Below are 18,574 nucleotides of genomic sequence, written 5' to 3' on the forward strand. Positions count from 1 at the left end.
TCTCCGAAACGGGGGCGGTTTAGCCGACAGTGCCGGGATCCAGCGCCGACAGGCTGGGGCGCGGCAACTGGTCAAGCAGGTCAAAAACACGGGTGCGACAGGCCTCGCCGGTCCAGTCGGCGGGGTGAAAGCTTGGCGGCAGGGCAGGGTGGCGCAGGGCGATTCTGCGCCAGTGATGCACGATCAAGGTGCGCAGTGTGGCCACCTGCACCGGCGACAAATCCGCAGGAGGGGAAAGCTCTGCCAAGGCCCGTTGCAGCGCCTGGCAGCTCGTGATCAGGTCCTGCGGAAACAACCGGGCCTGTAGCCAATCGGGCACCTGCGGTTGTGACAGGTTGGCAACAAAGAAATCCGCGTCCAGGGAGGCCGGGCGGGGACCATACCCCAGCGCGGTGCAGCGGTTGACCCGGGTATATTGCGGCAGCAGCAGCGCCGCCTCCAGCGCGGCCGAGCCACTGCTGTCTTCGCAGATCAGCAGATGCCAGTCCTGCGGCGCGATGGGGTCGCGGGCATAGATGCGCGGGGTCACGGCGGCCGATTGGCTGCGACCATAGTCGGTTAGGTAATGCACCGAGGCCCGGCCGGAGCGGGTGCTTTCAATCCAGCCGTCCTTGCGCAGCCGGTGCAGGGCGACGCGGGTTGCCTCGGGCTTGATGCCCATGGGCGTGATGATCCGGGTAAGGGTGGTGCCGTTGATGCGGTCACCGGGTTTTTGCGCCAGATCGCCAAACAGCGAGACAATGATCGACCAGACCCGCAGGTTTTGCAGGGTGTTCAACTGGGAAATACTTGTCTCAAACCATTGGGAGTGCGCGCTATTCATACGCTTAAGATAGGCGCTCCGGGGCGGATAGACCAGCCCGGAGCGCAAAAGATCGCTGTTGCCCTAGAAGGCATTCATGGTCAGCAGTTCGTATTCTGCGACCTTTTCATCGTCCTGATTGGTCAGGGTGACATGCCAGCGCACCTCGCCGTAGTCTTCATTCCGGGGGGTCTTTTTCTTGACGCTGAGCCGCACCTTGATGCTGTCGCCCGCCGAGACAGGTTTCATGAAGCGCAGATTGTCGAGACCGGTATTGGCCAGAACGGGGCCTTCGTTGGGTTCGACAAACAGGCCGGCTGCAAAGGAGAGCAGCAGATAACCATGCGCGACGCGACCGGGGAAGAAGGGATTCCGTTTCGCCGCAGCGTCATCCATATGGGCATAGAAGGTATCGCCGGTGAACTTGGCAAAATGTTCGATGTCGTCCAGCGTCACTTCGCGCGCGGGGCTGTTGAGGGTCTCGCCAATTGCCAGTTCGCCAAACCTGCGGGTGAAGGGATGCGCGGGGGCCGGGATCTCGGTGCCGCCGGGCACCCATTGCTGGCCAATTGCAGACAAAATGTCGGGGCTGCCCTGAATGGCGGTGCGCTGCATATAGTGTTTTACACCGCGAATGCCGCCCAGCTCTTCGCCGCCGCCGGCCCGTCCGGGGCCGCCATGCACCATATGCGGCAGGGGAGAGCCATGCCCGGTGCTTTCCTGCATCGAGGCGCGGTTGTTGAAATAGATCCGGCCATGGTAGGCGCCCGATCCCATGGCAACGCTGCGGGCCACCTCTGGGTCGTTGGTGATGCAGGAGGCCACCAGCGAGCCTTCGCCGCGATTGGCCAGGGCTACGGCGTGATCCAGATCCCGGTAGCCCATCACGGTGGAAACCGGGCCAAATGCTTCGGTGTCATGTACCCGCTGGGCCGCATCGGGGTTTTCACAGTGGAACAGCATCGGCGGCACAAAGGCGCCCTTTTCGGCATCGGCACCATCCACGGAAAAATCATCGGGATCGCCGTAGACGCGGGTGGCCTCGGTCGCCAGAATCGCGGCTTTTTCCAGCACGTCACGTTTTTGCCCGCTGGAGACCAGCGCGCCCATGCGGGTGCTGTCCAGACGCGGATCGCCAATGGTTGTTTTCGCCAGACGCGCCGAGAGCGCCTCGATCACCGCTTCGGTCTGGGTCTCGGGCGTGATGATACGGCGTACGGCAGTACATTTTTGCCCTGCCTTGGTGGTCATCTCGCGGCTGACTTCCTTGATGAATAGATCAAATTCCGGCGTGCCGGGGGTGGCATCCGGGCCCAGAATAGAGGCGTTGAGGCTGTCCTGCTCGGCGACAAAGCGGATCGAGTTTTCCAGAATGACCGGGGTCTGGCGCAGTTTCAGCGCGGTCTGGGCCGAGCCGGTGAAGCCTACGATATCCTGCATGGTCAGGTGGTCCAGCATATCGCCAAGCCCCCCGGACACCAGTTGCAGTGCGCCAGCGGGCAGGATGCCGCTGTCCAGCATCAGGCGCACAGCCAATTCCGTCACATAGCAGGTGGCAGTGGCCGGTTTCACAATCGCGGGAACCCCCGCCAGCAGCGTCGGCGCAAGTTTCTCCAGCATGCCCCAGACCGGGAAGTTGAAGGCGTTGATATGCACCGCAACCCCCTGCATCGGCGTGCAGATATGCTGGCCAAGGAAGGTGCCGTTGCGCGACAGCTGCTCTACCTCGCCATCCAGGTAGACCTGCGCATCGGGCATTTCGCGCCGCCCCTTGGAGGCAAAGACAAACATGGTGCCAATGCCGCCGTCGATGTCGATCATGTGATCCGCCTGGGTGGCGCCTGTCTCAAAGCTCAGATCATACAGCGCCTGTTTGTGCTGGCCCAGATGGGCCGCCAGCGCCTTGAGCATACGGGCGCGATCATGAAAGGTCAGGGCGCGCAGGGCAGGGCCGCCGGTGTCGCGGGCGTAGGACAGCATGGCCTGCACGTCCAGCGCGTCATTGCCGGCCTGTGCCAGCGGTGCGCCTGTTACGGCGCTGGCGATGCTGCGGGCACCCGCCCCTGGGGCGATCCACTGGCCTGCGGCAAAACTTGATACATCTAGAAGGCTCATACTGTCTCCTTTGCGTTTCGGTTGGGGCGCTGTCGGCACCTGGCCGGACGAGTCGCCGAGGCGGGGCCTCGATTTGCTTTGCATGATATATTGACCGTCCGGTCGGTTTATGCAAGAAGTTTGTCAAACAGCTTTGACCACACCCCAGGTGCGGCCGGGCGCTGGATGAGGGAGAGAGAGATGTCAGAGACAATTCTGGTGGCGGATCATGGGGCCTGGGTAGAGATTACCCTGAACCGACCGGACCGGCTCAACAGTTTCAATGATGAGATGCACTATGCCCTGCGTACTGCGATCGAGGCCGCCCGCGACGGCGGCGCGCGGGCGATTTTGCTGACAGGTGCCGGGCGCGGGTTTTGCGCCGGGCAGGATCTGGGTGACCGTGATCCCAGCAAGATGGATGGCCCACCTGATCTTGGCAACACGGTCCGCACGTTCTACGCACCACTGGTGCGCCTGATCCGTGCGCTGGACTTTCCGGTGATCTGTGCTGTGAATGGTGTCGCCGCCGGGGCAGGGGCCAATATCGCCCTGGCCTGCGACATGGTCTTTGCCGCTGAAAGCGCCAAATTCATCCAGTCCTTTTCCAAGGTCGGCCTGATCCCGGACACGGGGGGCAGCTGGCATCTGCCACGCCTGCTGGGCGAAGCCCGCGCCAAGGGGCTGGCCTTTACCGCACAGCCGCTGCCCGCCAAGCAGGCCGAAGACTGGGGGCTGATCTGGAAGGCGGTGCCGGACGCAGATCTGATGGCAGAGGCCCGCGCCATGGCGCAGCAGTTGGGCAATGGTCCAACGCTTGGTCTGGGGCTTAGCAAACACTGCATTCAGGATGCCGCCGTGGCGACACTGCAGGATCATCTGGAGCAGGAGGCAGACGCCATGAAGACCTGCGGCGAAAGCGCCGATTACGCCGAGGGCGTCGCGTCTTTCCTCGAAAAGCGCGCGCCCAAGTTTCAGGGGAAATGAGTATGAGTGCAAATCTGACACCAAGGCAACGCGCCGAAAAATCCGCCGAGGCAATGTGGGCCAGCGATGCGGCTTCGAAATGGGCCGGGATGGAGATCGTAGAAGTGGACGAGGGCCGCGCCACGCTGGAATTGACGATCAAGGCGCATCACTGCAACGGCCATGGCATTTGCCACGGCGGCGTGACTTTCATGTTGGCCGACAGCGCCTTTGCTTTTGCCTGTAACAGCCGCAATCAATCAACTGTCGCGCAAAGCAACTCTATCACATTTACTGCCGCTGGAAGGCTGGGCGATCGGCTGATCGCCCGCGCGACAGAGGTTTCGCTGACCGGGCGCAGTGGCATCTATGATGTGGCAGTGGAAAATCAGAACGGCGAGATGATCGCCGCCTTTCGCGGGCTTTCGCGCGCGATCAAGGGCCAGTTGTTTGACGAATAGGTGAGGAGAACGCCATGAAAGATTTGACCCCCAACAAGGCCGACCTTGATGCAATCGAGATTGCCTCGATTGATGAAATCCGCGCGCTACAGCTAAAGCGGCTGCAGTGGTCGCTGCGCCACGCTTATGACAATGTGCCCATGTACAAAGAGCGCTTTGATGCCGCTGGGGTGCACCCGGATGATTTGCAGCAGCTGTCGGATCTGTCGAAATTCCCGTTCACCTATAAAAACGACCTGCGCGACAACTACCCCTTTGGGCTTTTTGCGGTGCCGCGCGAGGAAATTATCCGCTTGCATGCGTCATCAGGCACCACGGGCAAGCCGACTGTTGTAGGCTACACCGCAACCGATATCTCCAACTGGGCTGATCTGGTGGCGCGATCTTTGCGTGCGGCGGGCCTGCGCAAAGGTAATATGGTGCACAACGCCTATGGCTATGGGTTGTTCACCGGCGGTCTTGGGGCGCATTATGGGATCGAACGCCTTGGCGCTACGGTGGTGCCTATGTCTGGCGGCCAGACCGAAAAACAGGTTGGTCTTATCACTGATTTCCAGCCCGATGGCATCATGGTGACACCGTCCTATATGCTCAACATTCTGGAACAATACCATAAAATCGGTCTGGATCCGCGCGACAGCTCGTTGCAGGTGGGTGTCTTTGGCGCTGAACCCTGGACGGATGCCATGCGCCGCGAGGTTGAAGCGGCCTTTGACATGCACGCAGTTGATATCTACGGGCTGTCCGAAATCATGGGGCCGGGCGTGGCCAGCGAATGCGTGGAAACCAAGGACGGGCCAGTCATTTGGGAAGACCACTTCCTGCCGGAAATCATCGACCCGGTGACCGGCGAGGTGCTGCCGGATGGTGAAATGGGCGAACTGGTCTTTACCACGCTGACAAAAGAAGGCCTGCCGATGGTGCGCTACCGCACCCGTGATTTGACCCGGCTGCTGCCGGGGACGGCGCGCACGATGCGGCGGATGGAAAAGATCACCGGCCGTTCGGATGACATGATCATTCTGCGCGGGGTGAATGTCTTCCCCAGCCAGATCGAAGAACAGCTGATGGCCACCGGCGGCTTGGCACCGCACTACCAGATCGAGCTGTACAAGGCGGGCCGCATGGATGCGATGCGGGTCTTTGTCGAGGCCACATCAGAGGCCGCAGATGAACTGTCCAAAACCGCCGCCGCGCGGATGTTGACCAAGCGGATCAAAGATATGGTTGGTGTCTCGACAGAGGTCATTGTCGGCGACCCCGGCACAGTAGAGCGCAGCCAGGGCAAGGCCAAGCGCGTCATCGACAAGCGCGACGCGTAACAGACAGGGAGAGATGTGAGCCCATGGCCCGCACGATTGCAAAAGATCACGACGAAAAGCGCGGCCAGATTTTGAAATCTGCCGCCAGGGTTTTTGCCGAGGCAGGGTATGATCGCGCCTCGATGACCCAGCTGGCGCGCGAATGCGGGATCTCCAAGGCGAACATCTATCACTATTACGACAGCAAGGATGCCGTGCTTTTCGGCCTGCTTGAAACCTATCTGCGCGATCTGCGGGACCGGGTCTGCGGCGTTGACGTTGCAGGCCTGTCCCCTGAAGACGGCCTGCGACGGGTGGTGGCCGAAATCCTGCTGGCCTATCAGGGGGCGGACGACGAGCATAAAGTACAGTCCAACGCCATGGGGGCCCTGCCGGAAGAGCAGCAGAAACTGTTGCGGGCCTATCAGCGCGCATTGGTGCAGTTTCTCAGCGATACGCTGCAGACCGTCGCACCCGAAGCATTTGCCAAGGACCCCAGCAAGCTACGCGCCACGACCATGTCAGTTTTTGGCATGCTCAACTGGTACTACATGTGGAATTCAGGCGCGGGATCAAAAGCCCGCGAAGACTATGCAGACCTGGTGGCCGACCTTACCCTCACCGGGGTGGCTGGGCTTTAGCATAGGGCTAGCTTTGGCCCAAACGTACGGATACGGCACCAGTCGCTAACCGCGATCATGCGCAGGCGGCGTGCAGATTCGTGCGGATGTCGCCCTCGGTTTGGCCAGTCAGGTGTCCAATTCGGCGACCAACCAGATGAGATCGGTTCCTGCCGCCTGTAATAGTCGTTTCAATAGCAATTTGTGGATCCGTGGCGGTCTTCCTATTTGAATAGCCACGACTTCATAGCACCCAACCCCAAGTCTTTCCCACTCCCGTCAGGTCCTCGTCCAGCGCATTTTGCTACGGTCGTTGCGAGCCATCAATGCCGATAGAAATCCGCAAAGATATCTTGCTCGATGTGGTTTTCAGAGTGGAGGAAGAAATGACTGACAAGCAACTACGACTAGACATCATCGACGAACTTGATTTCGAGCCCAGCATTGATGCCGCTGACATTGGCGTGGCGGTCGATCAGGGTGTCGTGACGCTGACAGGGCATGTGCGCACCTACAGCGACAAGATCACGACGCGGGATATCGTTGAAACCGTCGTTGGCGTTCGTGCGATTGCTGATGAAATCGAGGTCCGGCCAATTGGCGCCCACATCACAGCTGACGATGAGATCGCGAAACGCGTCGCCAATTCGCTAAGGTGGAACACATCGGTGCCGGAAGACAAAATCCATGTCACCGTCGCCAAGGGCCGGGTCACCCTCGAGGGGAATGTGGAATGGCGATATCAGGCTGATGCCGCAGAGCGTCTCATCGGTCGGATGACGGGGGTAACCGGCATCAACAACCATCTCAAGGTTCGCCCTTCTGTAAAGGTTTCGGACGTATCGGAGCGGATCAAGAAGACTCTCGTGCGCGATGCGGAACTCGATGCCTCGGGGATCCGGGTGGCGGTTCATGACGGCACCGTAACGCTTGAGGGGGAAGTCCGCTATCTGGGCGAACGCAAGAGTGCGGAGCGCGCGGCCTGGGCGGCCCCCGGGGTGACAAACGTCATCGATCATCTGGCGGTGCGGTGAGCGTTCCATTTCAAACTGAATGGCGCGGCGACTTGCCGGGTCATTCGCGCGGTTGAGTACGCTGATCTGCGCGCTTGTCGCGCTGATCACGGCCTTGGACCTCGGCGCTTTTGCGCTGCCGTGGTCCCGGTCCTGACCCGTGATCGGGCCTACGGTGATGCGGCCGGGGCTCAGGGGTGGCGCGTTCTTTACAGCCGGGCAGCGACGCTGGCCGGGGATTTCTCGTAGTGCTGTCTGCATTCGTTCTCACGACCGCGGACGACACGCATTCCGGCCAGCGAACCCGTCCGTTCGGTCACCACGGTGCAGCGCCCCTCGGGGCCGTCGGCGTCCTGGAAATATATTACGACCCAATCGCGGGTGCGATCCAGTTCATGTGCCCGCGCGCTGTTCGAGTACAACACGGTCAGATCCCAGTCACCGCGCCGGGTGTGCATGATCGGCAGCCAGGCCTCACCGGTTGGGTTGAAGCGTTTCGGTGCTATGCGCTGCAAATCTCCGGCTTCGGCCTGTGCGCGGTAGAGATCGTCTGCATCCAGCAGAAGCGAAACCGGTGGCTCATCACCGCCATGCGCCGTCGTATCCGCTCGGCGACGTCGCGCCAATCTTTGACCAAGCACTGCCAGAATGGCGGTCCGCCGCCTTGGCCCGATGCCGGGGACAGGTGTTTCGCCAAGACGCAGCGCGGCTTCCAGATCTTCCAGCGTTTCGATGTCCAGCGTATCGACCAGGCGTCTGGCAAGTTTCTCGCCGATGCCGGGAATGGATGCGAACAGGGCTTCTGGCGTCAGGCGGCCCTTCAGGCGGTCGAGCTGTTGCCAGTGCCCTGTTGTCAACATCTCGATGATTGCAGCGGCGATGCTGCGTCCGATTCCGCGCAACGCGACGAGCGCTTTTGCGCCGCCGGTTTCGAAAAGGTGCTGGAGGGGATCAGAAAGCGTGGAGATTTCGCGGGCGGCGGTGCGGTAGGCCTTGACCCGGAACCCATCGTCGCCCTGGGATTCCAACAGGTCTGCGTATTCGTTCAAGCTCGCAGCAAGCAATCTGTTTTGCTCTGGTACAACCGGCATGTCGATTGCGGTGCGATCAGGCATAAGTGTCAAGCGCCTGACGCGCGGGTTTGTCGCCGTCCATCTGCTTTGCTACCGTATTGACGGCTTCGATCACGTGGACAAGCGCGAGGCCACCGCCGGGCGACGCCTTGTTCCACTGCGGCCTTCGTGGTGTTGATTGCATCGTCCAGCGCCTCCTTGCGCGATTTCAACTCTGCCTCGCATGTGTGCTGTCCGAACCTCGTCCCGTCAAAGACAGCTGAACAGTGTTCACGCGTCGTGCTTCAAGACGCAGACCGAGTATCTGAGCCGCCCACTGAAATGATCTCACGCGACAATGCGTTCGGGCGAAACATCACAGCAAGATCTGCACACACCAGCACGGCTATTCTAAACACAGCCCATGCCATTTCATTGACAGCTATCAATGACATCAGACCTCTCTGGTCGCGCTATGATTGTGTCAGGTGCAAGGCGGGCGAATTGCGCCCCGTCAATGAACGCTTGGCCTGTGCGGGTAGCATATAGGCCCAAGCTTCAAGCAATAACTTAGCGTCTCATGGACGGGAGGTTGCCCATGCCTGATATTCATTCCGGGTCGACCATCGTGGACCGGCCACATGGGCAGGCGAGCGACGCTCGCCTGTTACGCCATGTGATGGTTTGTCTCGACCGGTCCCCTGATGCCGCGCGCATACTGGAACAAGCTGTATTGCTGGCGAACCAGACGGGGGCTGACCTGACAGCCATGCGGGTTGTGCCCGCGGTGTCGTCCACGCTTCGTTGCGCCGATCCGATCGACTGGGAATTGACCAAACGAGATGAGACTGCCGATCTGCTACGGATGTCCGACACGGCCGGGGCGACCACCGAGATACGTGCGATCGTGGCTTGCGGTTCAGCGGCGCGGTGCATCCACGAAGAGGCGCTGCGCTGCGATGTGGATCTTCTGGTCTTGGGCACGGGGACTTTCGGACCGCCGAGCCGATGGGGCCTGGGTGGGACGGCCAGGCATCTTGCAGAGGTCTTTCATGGATCGGTTCTGCTCGTTCCCGACGAAATAGCAGGTGAGCCCTCAAGGAGGCGCCGTATCATAGTCCCAATGGATGGTTCGCCGCTGTCGGAAGCCGCGCTTCGCTTCGCCGCCGCGATTGCGCGGATCCGCGCGGCAGAACTGGTCATCCTTCACGCTGTTTCGCATGTCGGCGGGTTCGGCACTGGACGGACGGGACAGGGGGATGAGGCGCTCTGGCGTGAACTCAAGGATGAGGCAGCACGCACAGCCGAAGATCGGATTCAGCGTTTGCGTCGATTGCTCCCCGCCCACAGACACGGCAACCGTGTCCGTCGGCTCAGCGGAGATGAGCCACGCCGAGCCCTGATGAAGGCGATTTGCGAGGAACGGGGCGAGCTGGTGGTCCTTTCGGCCCGCGGGCTGGGAAACGATCCGGATCTGCCCATCGGGAGCACCGCAGAATATCTGCTCTCCCGTGCTGTGACACCAGTTCTGCTGATCCGGAACGCGGAGATGAGCACTCATCGCGCAGGCGGTACAACACCGAGATGGCCCGCTGGCTTGCGGCAAGAGCCGTGACGCCGCCCGCCTCGCAGCTGCAAGAGCAGGTCGCCACTGCGTCCGAAACCCAAATACAGCACAATTGCGTGGATCCTGGCCCCGCGAGGGCCGTACCCGTATGGAAGCACCTCGACAAGATTCCCGCCTGGCTGGATGAGGCGCGGCGCATCTGCCGGGCGCCACCGCCCGAAGCCTCGAAAGCGGCAGAGTGGCTCCTTGATAACGAGTATCATGTGCGTCGGGCGGTGCGTCAGGTGCGTGAGGATATGCCGCCGACTTTCTATCGCCGTCTCGCCCGATCCGCCATGTCGGAAGCATGGGGCGGGCCGCGTGCGTTTCTTGCAGCTCGCAGCTACGTTGATGAAACACACGCGCAGATCGACGCAGCGACTGCGACGGCTTTCGTGAACAAGTTCCAAGGCGAGGAAGGGCTCTCCCTCGCCGAACTTTGGGCATTCCCTGTGATGCTTCGGCTCGTGGCGCTTGAAGAAATCGTGACGACCTTCTGTTGTCTTGTCCCGGAACTCGCGCCGCCCATTCAAGGGTTGGACAGACCCGAGAACTGGCAAGAGCGTGATCCCACCGACGCCCTGTCGCGGGCAATCGTGGCGCTTGCCGCAATTGAGCGGATCGACTGGAAAGCATTCGTCGAAGCCACAAGTCATGTCGAGGCAATCCTGCGCAGGTCACCCGACGGGCTATATCCCGAGATGGATTTTGACACGCGAGACCGGTATCGGCAGGCGATCGAGGTTCTTGCCGATGGGACCGGACAGTCTGAGCCGGACATCGCGCGCGAGGCGGTTCGCATGTCGCGCGATCATACGGGATCGCCACGCCAGAACCATATCGGATGGTGGTTGGTCGATGGTGGCCGTGCCGAGTTCGAGGCGCTGACGGGCTATCGGGGCAAGCGCACCGAAGCCTTTCGCCGCCTGGCGCTGCGCCGACCGGGATGGGTCTATGTCACGGGCCTTGTCGGAGTTGCCGCACTGGCGTTTGCCATACCGTTTGCGCTGCTCATCACCTGGGGTGCAAGCGGCGTTGCTCTTGCGCTTGGTGGTCTGCTGCTGCTGATGCCTGCTTCGATCATTGCGGTGACGGTGACCAATTGGCTTGTCACGCAGACCGTGCCGCCGCGGGGGCTGCCCAAGATGGATTTCCAAAAGGGACTGCCCGAAGGTGTCGAGGCAGCCGTTATCGTCCCGGCCATCTTCCGCAGCCCCGAGGAGGTTCCTCCCCTTCTTGCGCAGATTGAACGTCACATGCTGACGAACCCGGATCCACAGATGCGCTACGCGCTCTTGAGCGATCCTGCCGATGCCACGCAACAAGTAACGGAGGGGGACCAGGCGCTTGAGGCGGCACTTGTCGACGGTATCCGGGAGTTGAACCGCCGATACGAGAAAACCGCGCCCTTCGTCCTGCTGCATCGCCGACGCAGCTGGAACCAGGTGGACGGCATCTGGATGGGATGGGAGCGCAAACGCGGCAAGATCGAGGCGTTCAATGACTTCCTGGATGACGGGGGCACGGATGCCTTCCCCCTGACCGAGGGGGATGTCGAAAGGTTGCGCGCCGCGCGGTATATCGTGACGCTTGATGCCGACACAATTGCGCCCCCGGGCGTGGTACACAGCCTTATTGGCGCGCTTGCGCATCCGCTCAATCGCGCTGAATTCGACAAGGATGGAGAGCGTGTCATCGCGGGCTACACCTTCATCCAGCCCAGGATCGAAATATCCCCCGAAGCGGGGGCCGTTTCGCCGTTTACGCGGCTCTACACAGGCGACACCGCCATCGACATTTACAGCCGTGCGGTATCCGACGTTTACCAGGACCTTTTTGGCGAAGGGATTTTCACCGGAAAGGGGGCTTATGACGCACAGGCCTTTCGGCGCAGCCTCAGGAACCGGGTTCCAGAAAACGCGCTGGTCAGTCACGACCTGTTCGAGGGGCTCCACGGGCGGGCGGCTCTGGCAACCGACCTCGTGCTCTATGAAGGGTTTCCCGCGCGCTACCCGGATTTTGCACGTCGCATGCACCGCTGGATTCGCGGGGATTGGCAATTGTTGCCCTGGCTTGGCCGACAGGCACCGGGGCGCAGCGGTGATCGGTTACGCAATCCTCTGTCTGCACTCGATCGTTGGAAGATCGTTGATAATCTTCGCCGGAGCCTGATCGCTCCGTCGCTTGTGCTGCTTGCCCTGTGCGGCTGGCTCGTGATCCCCGAGGCGGCTCTGATCTGGACACTGCTGACCGTGGCAGCCCCCGGCAGCTATCTTGTGACCCACATCGCCGCAGGAATATCGCGCGGGCGTCGCCGCGGCGCTGTGCAGGATCGCTGGCGACAACTGCGTGACCACGTGGGCCGCTGGCTTCTGGAAATCGCATTCATGGCGAATGAGGCCGTCATCTGCCTCGACGCTATCTGTCGTGCGCTGTGGCGGCTCACCGTGTCGCGGCGCAACATGCTGGAATGGTCGACCGCCGCCCATGTTGCTGCAACCGGTGCCAATACGCGGGCGCGTTTCTGGATCGACATGGCGGGCGCCCCCCTGCTTGGTCTCGCGATCACGATCACACTGGCCGTTCTGGCACCTGCCGCCTTGCCTGGCGCACTGCCGCTGCTGGTGCTCTGGATCCTGTCGCCAGAAATCGCCTACCTGATATGTCGACCATGGCAGCCCGCAGAGGACAGTCTTTCCGACATTGACGTTGCCTGGCTCCGCCACATCGCGCGGCGCACATGGGCCTATTTTGAGACCTTCGCCGGACCTGAAGACAACTGGTTGGCACCCGACAACTACCAGACCGATCCCGAGGCGAAAATCGCCCACCGATCATCGCCCACGAATATCGGGATGCAATTCCTGTCGTCCATTACGGCACTTGATCTCGGACATGTCGGATTGCGTGACCTCGCGCAGCGGACTGAGTATACGCTGGAGGCGCTGGAACGGATCGAGCGCCACCAAGGGCATCTCGTGAACTGGTTCGATACGCGCACCCTTCTGTCGCTGGAGCCTCGCTATGTCTCAACAGTGGACAGTGGCAACCTCTCGGTGTCACTTCTGACGCTGCGCGAAGGCTTTATCGAGGTCGCGAATGGCCCGGCGCTGTCGCGCTCCCTCTGGGACGGCTTCATCGACACGCTTGGAGTGTTGGCAGAGGCAACCGGCGATCTGCCGACTGAACCTTCACAAGTGATAGGGGCGCGGATCCGCGTCCTCTGCGAGAGAGCCGAAGCGGCTCGCGATGATCCCGCTGGGTGGCGCAGGGCTCTTTGTCGGAGTCTTGAAGAAGACTTGCCCAAGCTATCCGGGGCCATCCTGAAAGCCCTGGATGCCACGCCTGGCGCCGATCCGGAAGAATTGCATTTCTGGTTCGAGCGCAGCCGCCATCACGCGGCAAGCTTCATGCGTGATCTCGACACCCTTTGCCCGTGGTTGGTGATCGACGGGTGGATGAAGTTGGAGGAACACGCCGGTGAAGTCGCAAAAATGCTGTGTCCGGACATGCCGCTCGCGCAGCTTGAGGATGCGTTGAAACGCCTGCAGGACGGCATTGAAGACCTTGTGAAAACCGGCGTCGACGGCACAGAGCTACAGGCCGCCATTTCCGCTGGACAGTCCGCACAGGTGGCTTTGCGCGACAACCTGTTGGCCCTTGCTCAGAAGGCCGACGGGCTTGCGATGGGAATGGACTTCACGTTTCTTTATGACCGGGAAACCCGGACGTTCTTTATCGGCTACAATCTCAGCTTCGACCGGATGGACGATCACCGCTACGATCTGCTCGCGTCCGAGGCGCGGCTGGCCAGTTTCGTCGCCATCGCCAAAGGCGATGTTCCGGCAGAACACTGGTTCCATCTGGGGCGGCCGATCTCGCGGTCCTCCGGTCCACTTACGGTCCTGTCATGGAGCGGATCAATGTTCGAGTTCCTTATGCCGGCGCTTCTGATCCGCAGTGCTCCGGGTCAGTTGCTGGGCCAGAGCGAGCAGGCCGCAGTCGATATTCAGCGTCGCTACGGAGACAGGCTCGGTCTGCCCTGGGGGGTGTCGGAAGCTGCATTCTCCGCACGGGACACGGCGCTGAACTACCAGTATCGCGCCTTCGGCGTGGCCGGGCTGGGTATGCGCCAGGGACTTGCAGAGGACTACGTTGTTGCCCCCTACGCCAGTGCGCTTGCGCTGTCGGTCCGACCGGGGGCCGTCGTGCGCAATCTACGCAGGCTTGAGGCGCTCGGCATCCGGGGGCGCTACGGATTCTACGATGCCGTTGACTTTACACCTTCGCGGTTGCCCGAAACAGGCACCCATGTGCCGGTTTTCACCTATATGGCACACCATCAGGGGATGCTTCTGTCTGCCATTGGCAACGCGCTCAACGACAGTATTTTCGTGCGTCGTTTTAGCCGGGACCCGCGCATTTCCGCCATTGATCTGCTGATGCATGAACGGGTGCCGTGGGAATATATACCGGAGCCGTTGCCAGACGCAGGCTCGACGCTGCCCGAGCAGATTGAACGACGCGTTCGCCCGTTGCACGGCTGGCCCGCCGAGAACACAGATGCGCCGCAGGTCCACACACTCGGGAACGGGCATCTGTCAATCTGGCTGTCGAGCGCAGCAACGGGAAGCATCTGGCGGCACGGGCAGTCGCTAACCAGCTGGGGCGGGAATCCTGTCAGCGACAACGGCGCGGCGCGGCTTTTGCTACGCGATGCCGAGGATGGCGCGACATGGGAATTCCGGCGCAGGCCCGAACAATGGATGGATGTGATGTTTCACGCCGAAAAAGCGTCCTTCCATCTGCAGCACCATGACATCGCCGCAACACAGGAAATTTGCGTTGCTGCCGCCGATGACGTGGAGATCCGGCGCGTTACGCTGGTCAATCATGACGACCGCCGCCGCGTGATCGACGTCACGACCTATGCGGAACCGGTTCTTGCACCGCATACGGCGCATGAACGCCACCCTGCCTTTAGCAAGCTCTTCGTCAGGAGCGAGATCTTGTCGGACATGAACGCTGTGTATTTCACCCGGCGTCCACGCCGACCCGAAGATGCGCCGCCGGTGATGCTGCACCGGCTGTTATGTGAGGACCGGGGCGTGGTCCTTGAGGGCACCGAGACGGACAGGCGGGCGCTGGTCGGTCGCCACGGAACTTATCTCGCCGCTGCAAACGCGGAAATGACGGGGACGACAGGGTGGACTCTCGATCCGGTTGCTGCGCTGCGGGCGCGGGCCAGTCTTGCGCCGGGACAGCGTACAACATTCGCTTTTCTAACGATTGCGGCCGGGTCACGGCAGGCGGCAATCGACACGGCAGAACGCTACGCGACCGCTCCCGCACTGGACTGGGCCTTTGAGGATGCCGCCCGATCAGCCGCAGATGAGGCAAATCGTGTCGGGCTGACACCATCGGAAATGGCCGAAACACAGCGCCTGGCCACCCATCTGCTTAGGCCGCCTGCAAGGAGCGCCGCGACCGGAGAGACCACAGGATCAGGACAACCCGACCTGTGGGGGCTGGGTGTTTCTGGTGACCTCCCGATCATGCTGGTCCGGGTCGCGGGCGCAGAAAAGGCTGATCTTCTCCCCTTCCTTGTGCGCGCGCAGCGTTGGCTTAGACGAAATGGCCTGCGGTCCGATCTTGTGGTTCTTGGCACGAAGGCTTCAAGTTACGAAGCGCCGATTGCCGCGAGACTGCGCGATGCGCTTCGCGATGCCGGGCTCGCTGAGGGGATTGGCGGCGACGGCGGTATTCATCTGCACAGCGTTGACCGTATTTCGCGGTCACAGGTGCGCGCCCTTGAAACGCTTGCGCGGGTGACGCTTGATGGGGCTGCACCAACGCTGGATGTGGCGCTGCCGACAGCGCCGGAAAACTACGTCAAACCACCGGTCTTCTCCCCTGGTGGCCAACCGATGACCGAGACGTTCGAGCCTTCTGAGGGGCCCAAAGACCTGATTTTCGACAACGGTCTCGGGGGCTTTATCCCCAACAATGGGGACTATTTCATACAGACCGAGCCGGGCCTGAAGACCCCAGTGCCGTGGTGCAATGTCATTGCCAACGACAAGTTTGGCACAATCGTCACGGAATCTGGGCTGGGTTTCACCTGGAGCCTCAACAGCGGGGAGTTCCGCCTGACGCCATGGTCAAACGATCCAGTCTCAGACACACAGGGGGAAGCGGTCTATCTGCGAGACGAAGAAACCGCACGGATCTGGACGGTCACACCGTTGCCAGCGGGCGATCAGGCACCCTGCCGCACCACGCACCGGGCGGGCGAGACGGTTTGGCAGCGGTTCTCGCAGGGGCTTACACAGCGGCTTTCGGTTTCGGTGCCAAAGGATGCGCCGGTCAAGCTGATCAGCTTGGAGTTGACGAACACCACCGACCGCCCGCGGCGCATCACTGCGACCTGTTATGCCGACTGGCAACTTGGGGCGACGCCGTCGATCGCCAAGCCGCATGTCAGGACAGGCTATCACGACACGGCCCGGGCGCTGATCGCGCAAAGCAGTTGGTCACCGGCATTTGCTGACCAGATCGCGTTCCTGACTGCCAGCCGGCAGGCGCATGCGATGACATGTGACCGTGATGCCTTTCTGGGGCCCGGTGGTACTGCACTGCCCGAAGGTCTGCGGCGGTGGAGTCCTTGGGGGCGGACAGATACAGTGGAGGACGCCTGCGCAGCCTACCAGTTGCATCTTGATATCGCGCCGGGTGCGACGGAAAAGGTGGTCTTCGTGCTCGGGGCTGCCACCAGCCTGGCCGAGGTAGAAACCTTCGCCGAGACCTTTGCGTCACCTGAAAAGGCGGCTGCGGCCACGCAGGCTGTGGCGGATGTCTGGCAGCACCGTCTTGGCGCGATCCGGGTCGAGACACCGGACGAGGCCTTCGACCTGATGGTGAACCGATGGCTGCCGTATCAGTCCTTTGCCTCCCGTATCCTCGCGCGCGCCGGGTTCCAGCAGGCCAGCGGTGGCGTCGGGTTCCGCGATCAGCTGCAGGACATGATGGCGTTCCTGCTGTCCGAGCCGCATCGCGTGCGCGCCCATATCCTTGATTGCGCAGGCCACCAATTTGAAGAGGGTGATGTGCTGCACTGGTGGCACCCACCAGAGGAGCGCGGTGTCAGGACCCGTTGTTCGGACGATATGCTCTGGCTGGTCTACGCCACTCATGCCTATGTCCGCGCCACCGGCGACACATCCATCCTGACCGAGCAGGTGCCCTTTCTTTCCGCCCCGCCATTGGCCGAGGACGAAGAGGACCGCTATGCTGCGTTCGAGATCGGACAAAAGGCAACGCTGCTTGATCACTGCCTGCGTGCGATGCAGCGCGGCGCGACCAAGGGGGCGCACGGTCTGCCACTGATCGGCAGCGGAGACTGGAACGACGGCATGGACCGGGTTGGCTGCCGGGGTCGCGGTGAAAGTGTCTGGCTGGCATGGTTCGCGGCGTATTGCGGCGATGCCTGTGCCGATCTGGCCGATCTGTCTGACCGCGCGGATGAGGCAGGGTTCTGGCGCAAGCGTGCAGGGGAATTGCGGCGGGCTGCGGAAGCCTGCGCCTGGGACGGCGAATGGTATATTCGCGCCTTTGACGATGATGGCGTGCCGTGGGGGTCGGCGCAGAATGACGAGTGTCAGATCGACAGCATCGCCCAGTCCTGGGCGGTTCTGGCGGGCGCTCCGAACCGGGCGCGCGCCGAACAGGCGCTCCGGTCGGCGGTCGCCCATCTGATCGACCCCGAACACCGGCTTGTGCGGCTATTGACTCCGGCCTTCGACAAGACGCCACGCGATCCCGGTTACATTCGCGCCTATCCGCCGGGGGTCCGCGAGAACGGTGGCCAGTATACCCACGCGGCCGCGTGGTTCGGGTTGGCCTTCGCGCGGCTTGGCGACGGCGATGAAGCCTACCGGATATTCAACCTGATCAACCCCGCGCGGCGCAGCACAACTCTTGAGGGGGTGCTCGACTATCGCGGTGAGCCTTACATCATGCCGGCAGACGTAGGTGGTGCGGCCCCGTTTGAAGGTCGGGCCGGATGGACCTGGTATACCGGCGCCGCGGCTTGGGGCTGGCGCCTGGCGGTCGAAGGGATCCTTGGTCTGGAACTGCGGGGCGGCGCCTTGCACATCGCCCCCTGCCTGCCTTCGGACTGGACCGGTTACCGCGCGACGGTGCGGGGACAGGCCGGGTCCATTGCGATAGAGGTGCAGCAGGTCGATTGTAGGGATGGCAGTTCTGCCAATACGCAGGATGGGAAGGGTGAAGACGGGATGCTCGTGGAGTTTCCAACCGACGGATCGCCCCGCCAGGTTCACGTGCAAGTCTGCCGCGGCAGCATCAAGCATACGCGACAGGCCAGCGCGAGGGCATGAACGCCCGGCGATATTTATTTCTTCTGCACCGTCTGCCCACGTTGCGCCAAAACCCATGGCTAAAACAAGGTCGTCGGTGTGGTGGGAAAAATGCGCGCTGCTTAGAAGGCGGACGCCGGGAAGGTAATCACCGGCACCTCGATCTTGCGCCCGGTCATGCCTCCGTTCAGAACCTCATGACCGATCTGCTTCAAGGTTTCTGCGGTCTCGCAGTCAATCAGGACTTCTGAACAGGTTGCACAACGCAGTGCGGGGATTCG

At 61.8% G+C, this 18,574-nt stretch carries 11 protein-coding genes; 7 read left to right on the forward strand and 4 right to left on the reverse strand.

The window, feature by feature from the left end:
- Positions 1-19: 19 nt before the first annotated feature.
- Positions 20-823, reverse strand: a complete 804-nt coding sequence (locus tag ACN0VH_RS11985; RefSeq protein WP_417700704.1) for a PaaX family transcriptional regulator C-terminal domain-containing protein — start codon at positions 821-823, stop codon at positions 20-22.
- A 63-nt stretch (positions 824-886) separates the two neighbouring features.
- Positions 887-2,917 carry a phenylacetic acid degradation bifunctional protein PaaZ gene (gene paaZ / locus ACN0VH_RS11990; RefSeq protein ID WP_417700705.1) on the reverse strand — a complete coding sequence of 677 codons (2,031 nt, stop codon included), beginning with the start codon at positions 2,915-2,917 and terminating at the stop codon, positions 887-889.
- 180 nt (positions 2,918-3,097) lie between these two features.
- Between paaZ and paaG the strand changes: the two genes are divergently transcribed.
- From paaG to ACN0VH_RS12015, 5 genes are all read left to right on the forward strand, one after another.
- Entirely contained in the window at positions 3,098-3,883 is a 786-nt protein-coding gene (paaG, locus tag ACN0VH_RS11995) for a 2-(1,2-epoxy-1,2-dihydrophenyl)acetyl-CoA isomerase PaaG (protein ID WP_417700706.1), read from the forward strand.
- A 14-nt stretch (positions 3,884-3,897) separates the two neighbouring features.
- A complete protein-coding gene (gene paaI / locus ACN0VH_RS12000) occupies positions 3,898-4,323 on the forward strand; it encodes a hydroxyphenylacetyl-CoA thioesterase PaaI (protein WP_278923707.1) in 426 nt (141 codons plus the stop codon).
- 14 nt (positions 4,324-4,337) lie between these two features.
- Positions 4,338-5,645 carry a phenylacetate--CoA ligase PaaK gene (gene paaK / locus ACN0VH_RS12005; RefSeq protein ID WP_278923661.1) on the forward strand — a complete coding sequence of 436 codons (1,308 nt, stop codon included), beginning with the start codon at positions 4,338-4,340 and terminating at the stop codon, positions 5,643-5,645.
- Positions 5,646-5,668: 23 nt separating this feature from the next.
- On the forward strand, positions 5,669-6,265 hold the full coding sequence (locus ACN0VH_RS12010; protein WP_278923660.1) for a TetR/AcrR family transcriptional regulator: 597 nt from the start codon (positions 5,669-5,671) through the stop codon (positions 6,263-6,265).
- A gap of 365 nt (positions 6,266-6,630) precedes the next feature.
- Positions 6,631-7,278, forward strand: a complete 648-nt coding sequence (locus tag ACN0VH_RS12015; RefSeq protein ID WP_417700707.1) for a BON domain-containing protein — start codon at positions 6,631-6,633, stop codon at positions 7,276-7,278.
- A 188-nt stretch (positions 7,279-7,466) separates the two neighbouring features.
- On the opposite strand, the gene ACN0VH_RS12020 is transcribed toward ACN0VH_RS12015, so the two are convergent.
- Positions 7,467-8,372: a helix-hairpin-helix domain-containing protein gene (locus ACN0VH_RS12020; RefSeq protein WP_417700708.1), complete on the reverse strand. Its 906-nt coding sequence runs from the start codon at positions 8,370-8,372 to the stop codon at positions 7,467-7,469.
- On the reverse strand, positions 8,365-8,514 hold the full coding sequence (locus ACN0VH_RS12025) for a hypothetical protein (RefSeq protein WP_278923657.1): 150 nt from the start codon (positions 8,512-8,514) through the stop codon (positions 8,365-8,367). The genes ACN0VH_RS12020 and ACN0VH_RS12025 overlap by 8 nt, the downstream gene beginning before the upstream one ends.
- A gap of 393 nt (positions 8,515-8,907) precedes the next feature.
- Here ACN0VH_RS12025 and ACN0VH_RS12030 point away from each other — a divergent pair, with 393 nt between their 5' ends.
- Together ACN0VH_RS12030 and ACN0VH_RS12035 are read left to right on the forward strand one after the other, a co-directional pair.
- Positions 8,908-9,924 carry a universal stress protein gene (locus tag ACN0VH_RS12030; RefSeq protein ID WP_417700709.1) on the forward strand — a complete coding sequence of 339 codons (1,017 nt, stop codon included), beginning with the start codon at positions 8,908-8,910 and terminating at the stop codon, positions 9,922-9,924.
- Positions 9,894-18,314, forward strand: coding sequence for a GH36-type glycosyl hydrolase domain-containing protein (locus ACN0VH_RS12035; protein WP_417700710.1), 8,421 nt, complete (start codon positions 9,894-9,896; stop codon positions 18,312-18,314). Before ACN0VH_RS12030 ends, ACN0VH_RS12035 begins: the two co-directional genes overlap by 31 nt.
- Positions 18,315-18,574: the final 260 nt, after the last annotated feature.

The sequence above is a fragment of the Pseudophaeobacter sp. genome, assembly GCF_048267565.1.
Taxonomy (GTDB): Bacteria; Pseudomonadota; Alphaproteobacteria; order Rhodobacterales; family Rhodobacteraceae; genus Pseudophaeobacter; species Pseudophaeobacter profundi.

Coding starts and splice junctions, on each gene's coding strand:
- paaG (WP_417700706.1), top strand. CDS start 3,098: ATGTCAGAGACAATTCTGGTGGCGGATCATGGGGCCTGGGTAGAGATT.
- paaZ (WP_417700705.1), bottom strand. CDS start 2,917: ATGAGCCTTCTAGATGTATCAAGTTTTGCCGCAGGCCAGTGGATCGCC.
- paaK (WP_278923661.1), top strand. CDS start 4,338: ATGAAAGATTTGACCCCCAACAAGGCCGACCTTGATGCAATCGAGATT.
- ACN0VH_RS12035 (WP_417700710.1), top strand. CDS start 9,894: ATGGCCCGCTGGCTTGCGGCAAGAGCCGTGACGCCGCCCGCCTCGCAG.
- ACN0VH_RS12030 (WP_417700709.1), top strand. CDS start 8,908: ATGCCTGATATTCATTCCGGGTCGACCATCGTGGACCGGCCACATGGG.
- ACN0VH_RS12015 (WP_417700707.1), top strand. CDS start 6,631: ATGACTGACAAGCAACTACGACTAGACATCATCGACGAACTTGATTTC.
- ACN0VH_RS11985 (WP_417700704.1), bottom strand. CDS start 823: ATGAATAGCGCGCACTCCCAATGGTTTGAGACAAGTATTTCCCAGTTG.
- ACN0VH_RS12010 (WP_278923660.1), top strand. CDS start 5,669: ATGGCCCGCACGATTGCAAAAGATCACGACGAAAAGCGCGGCCAGATT.
- ACN0VH_RS12020 (WP_417700708.1), bottom strand. CDS start 8,372: ATGCCTGATCGCACCGCAATCGACATGCCGGTTGTACCAGAGCAAAAC.
- ACN0VH_RS12025 (WP_278923657.1), bottom strand. CDS start 8,514: ATGCAATCAACACCACGAAGGCCGCAGTGGAACAAGGCGTCGCCCGGC.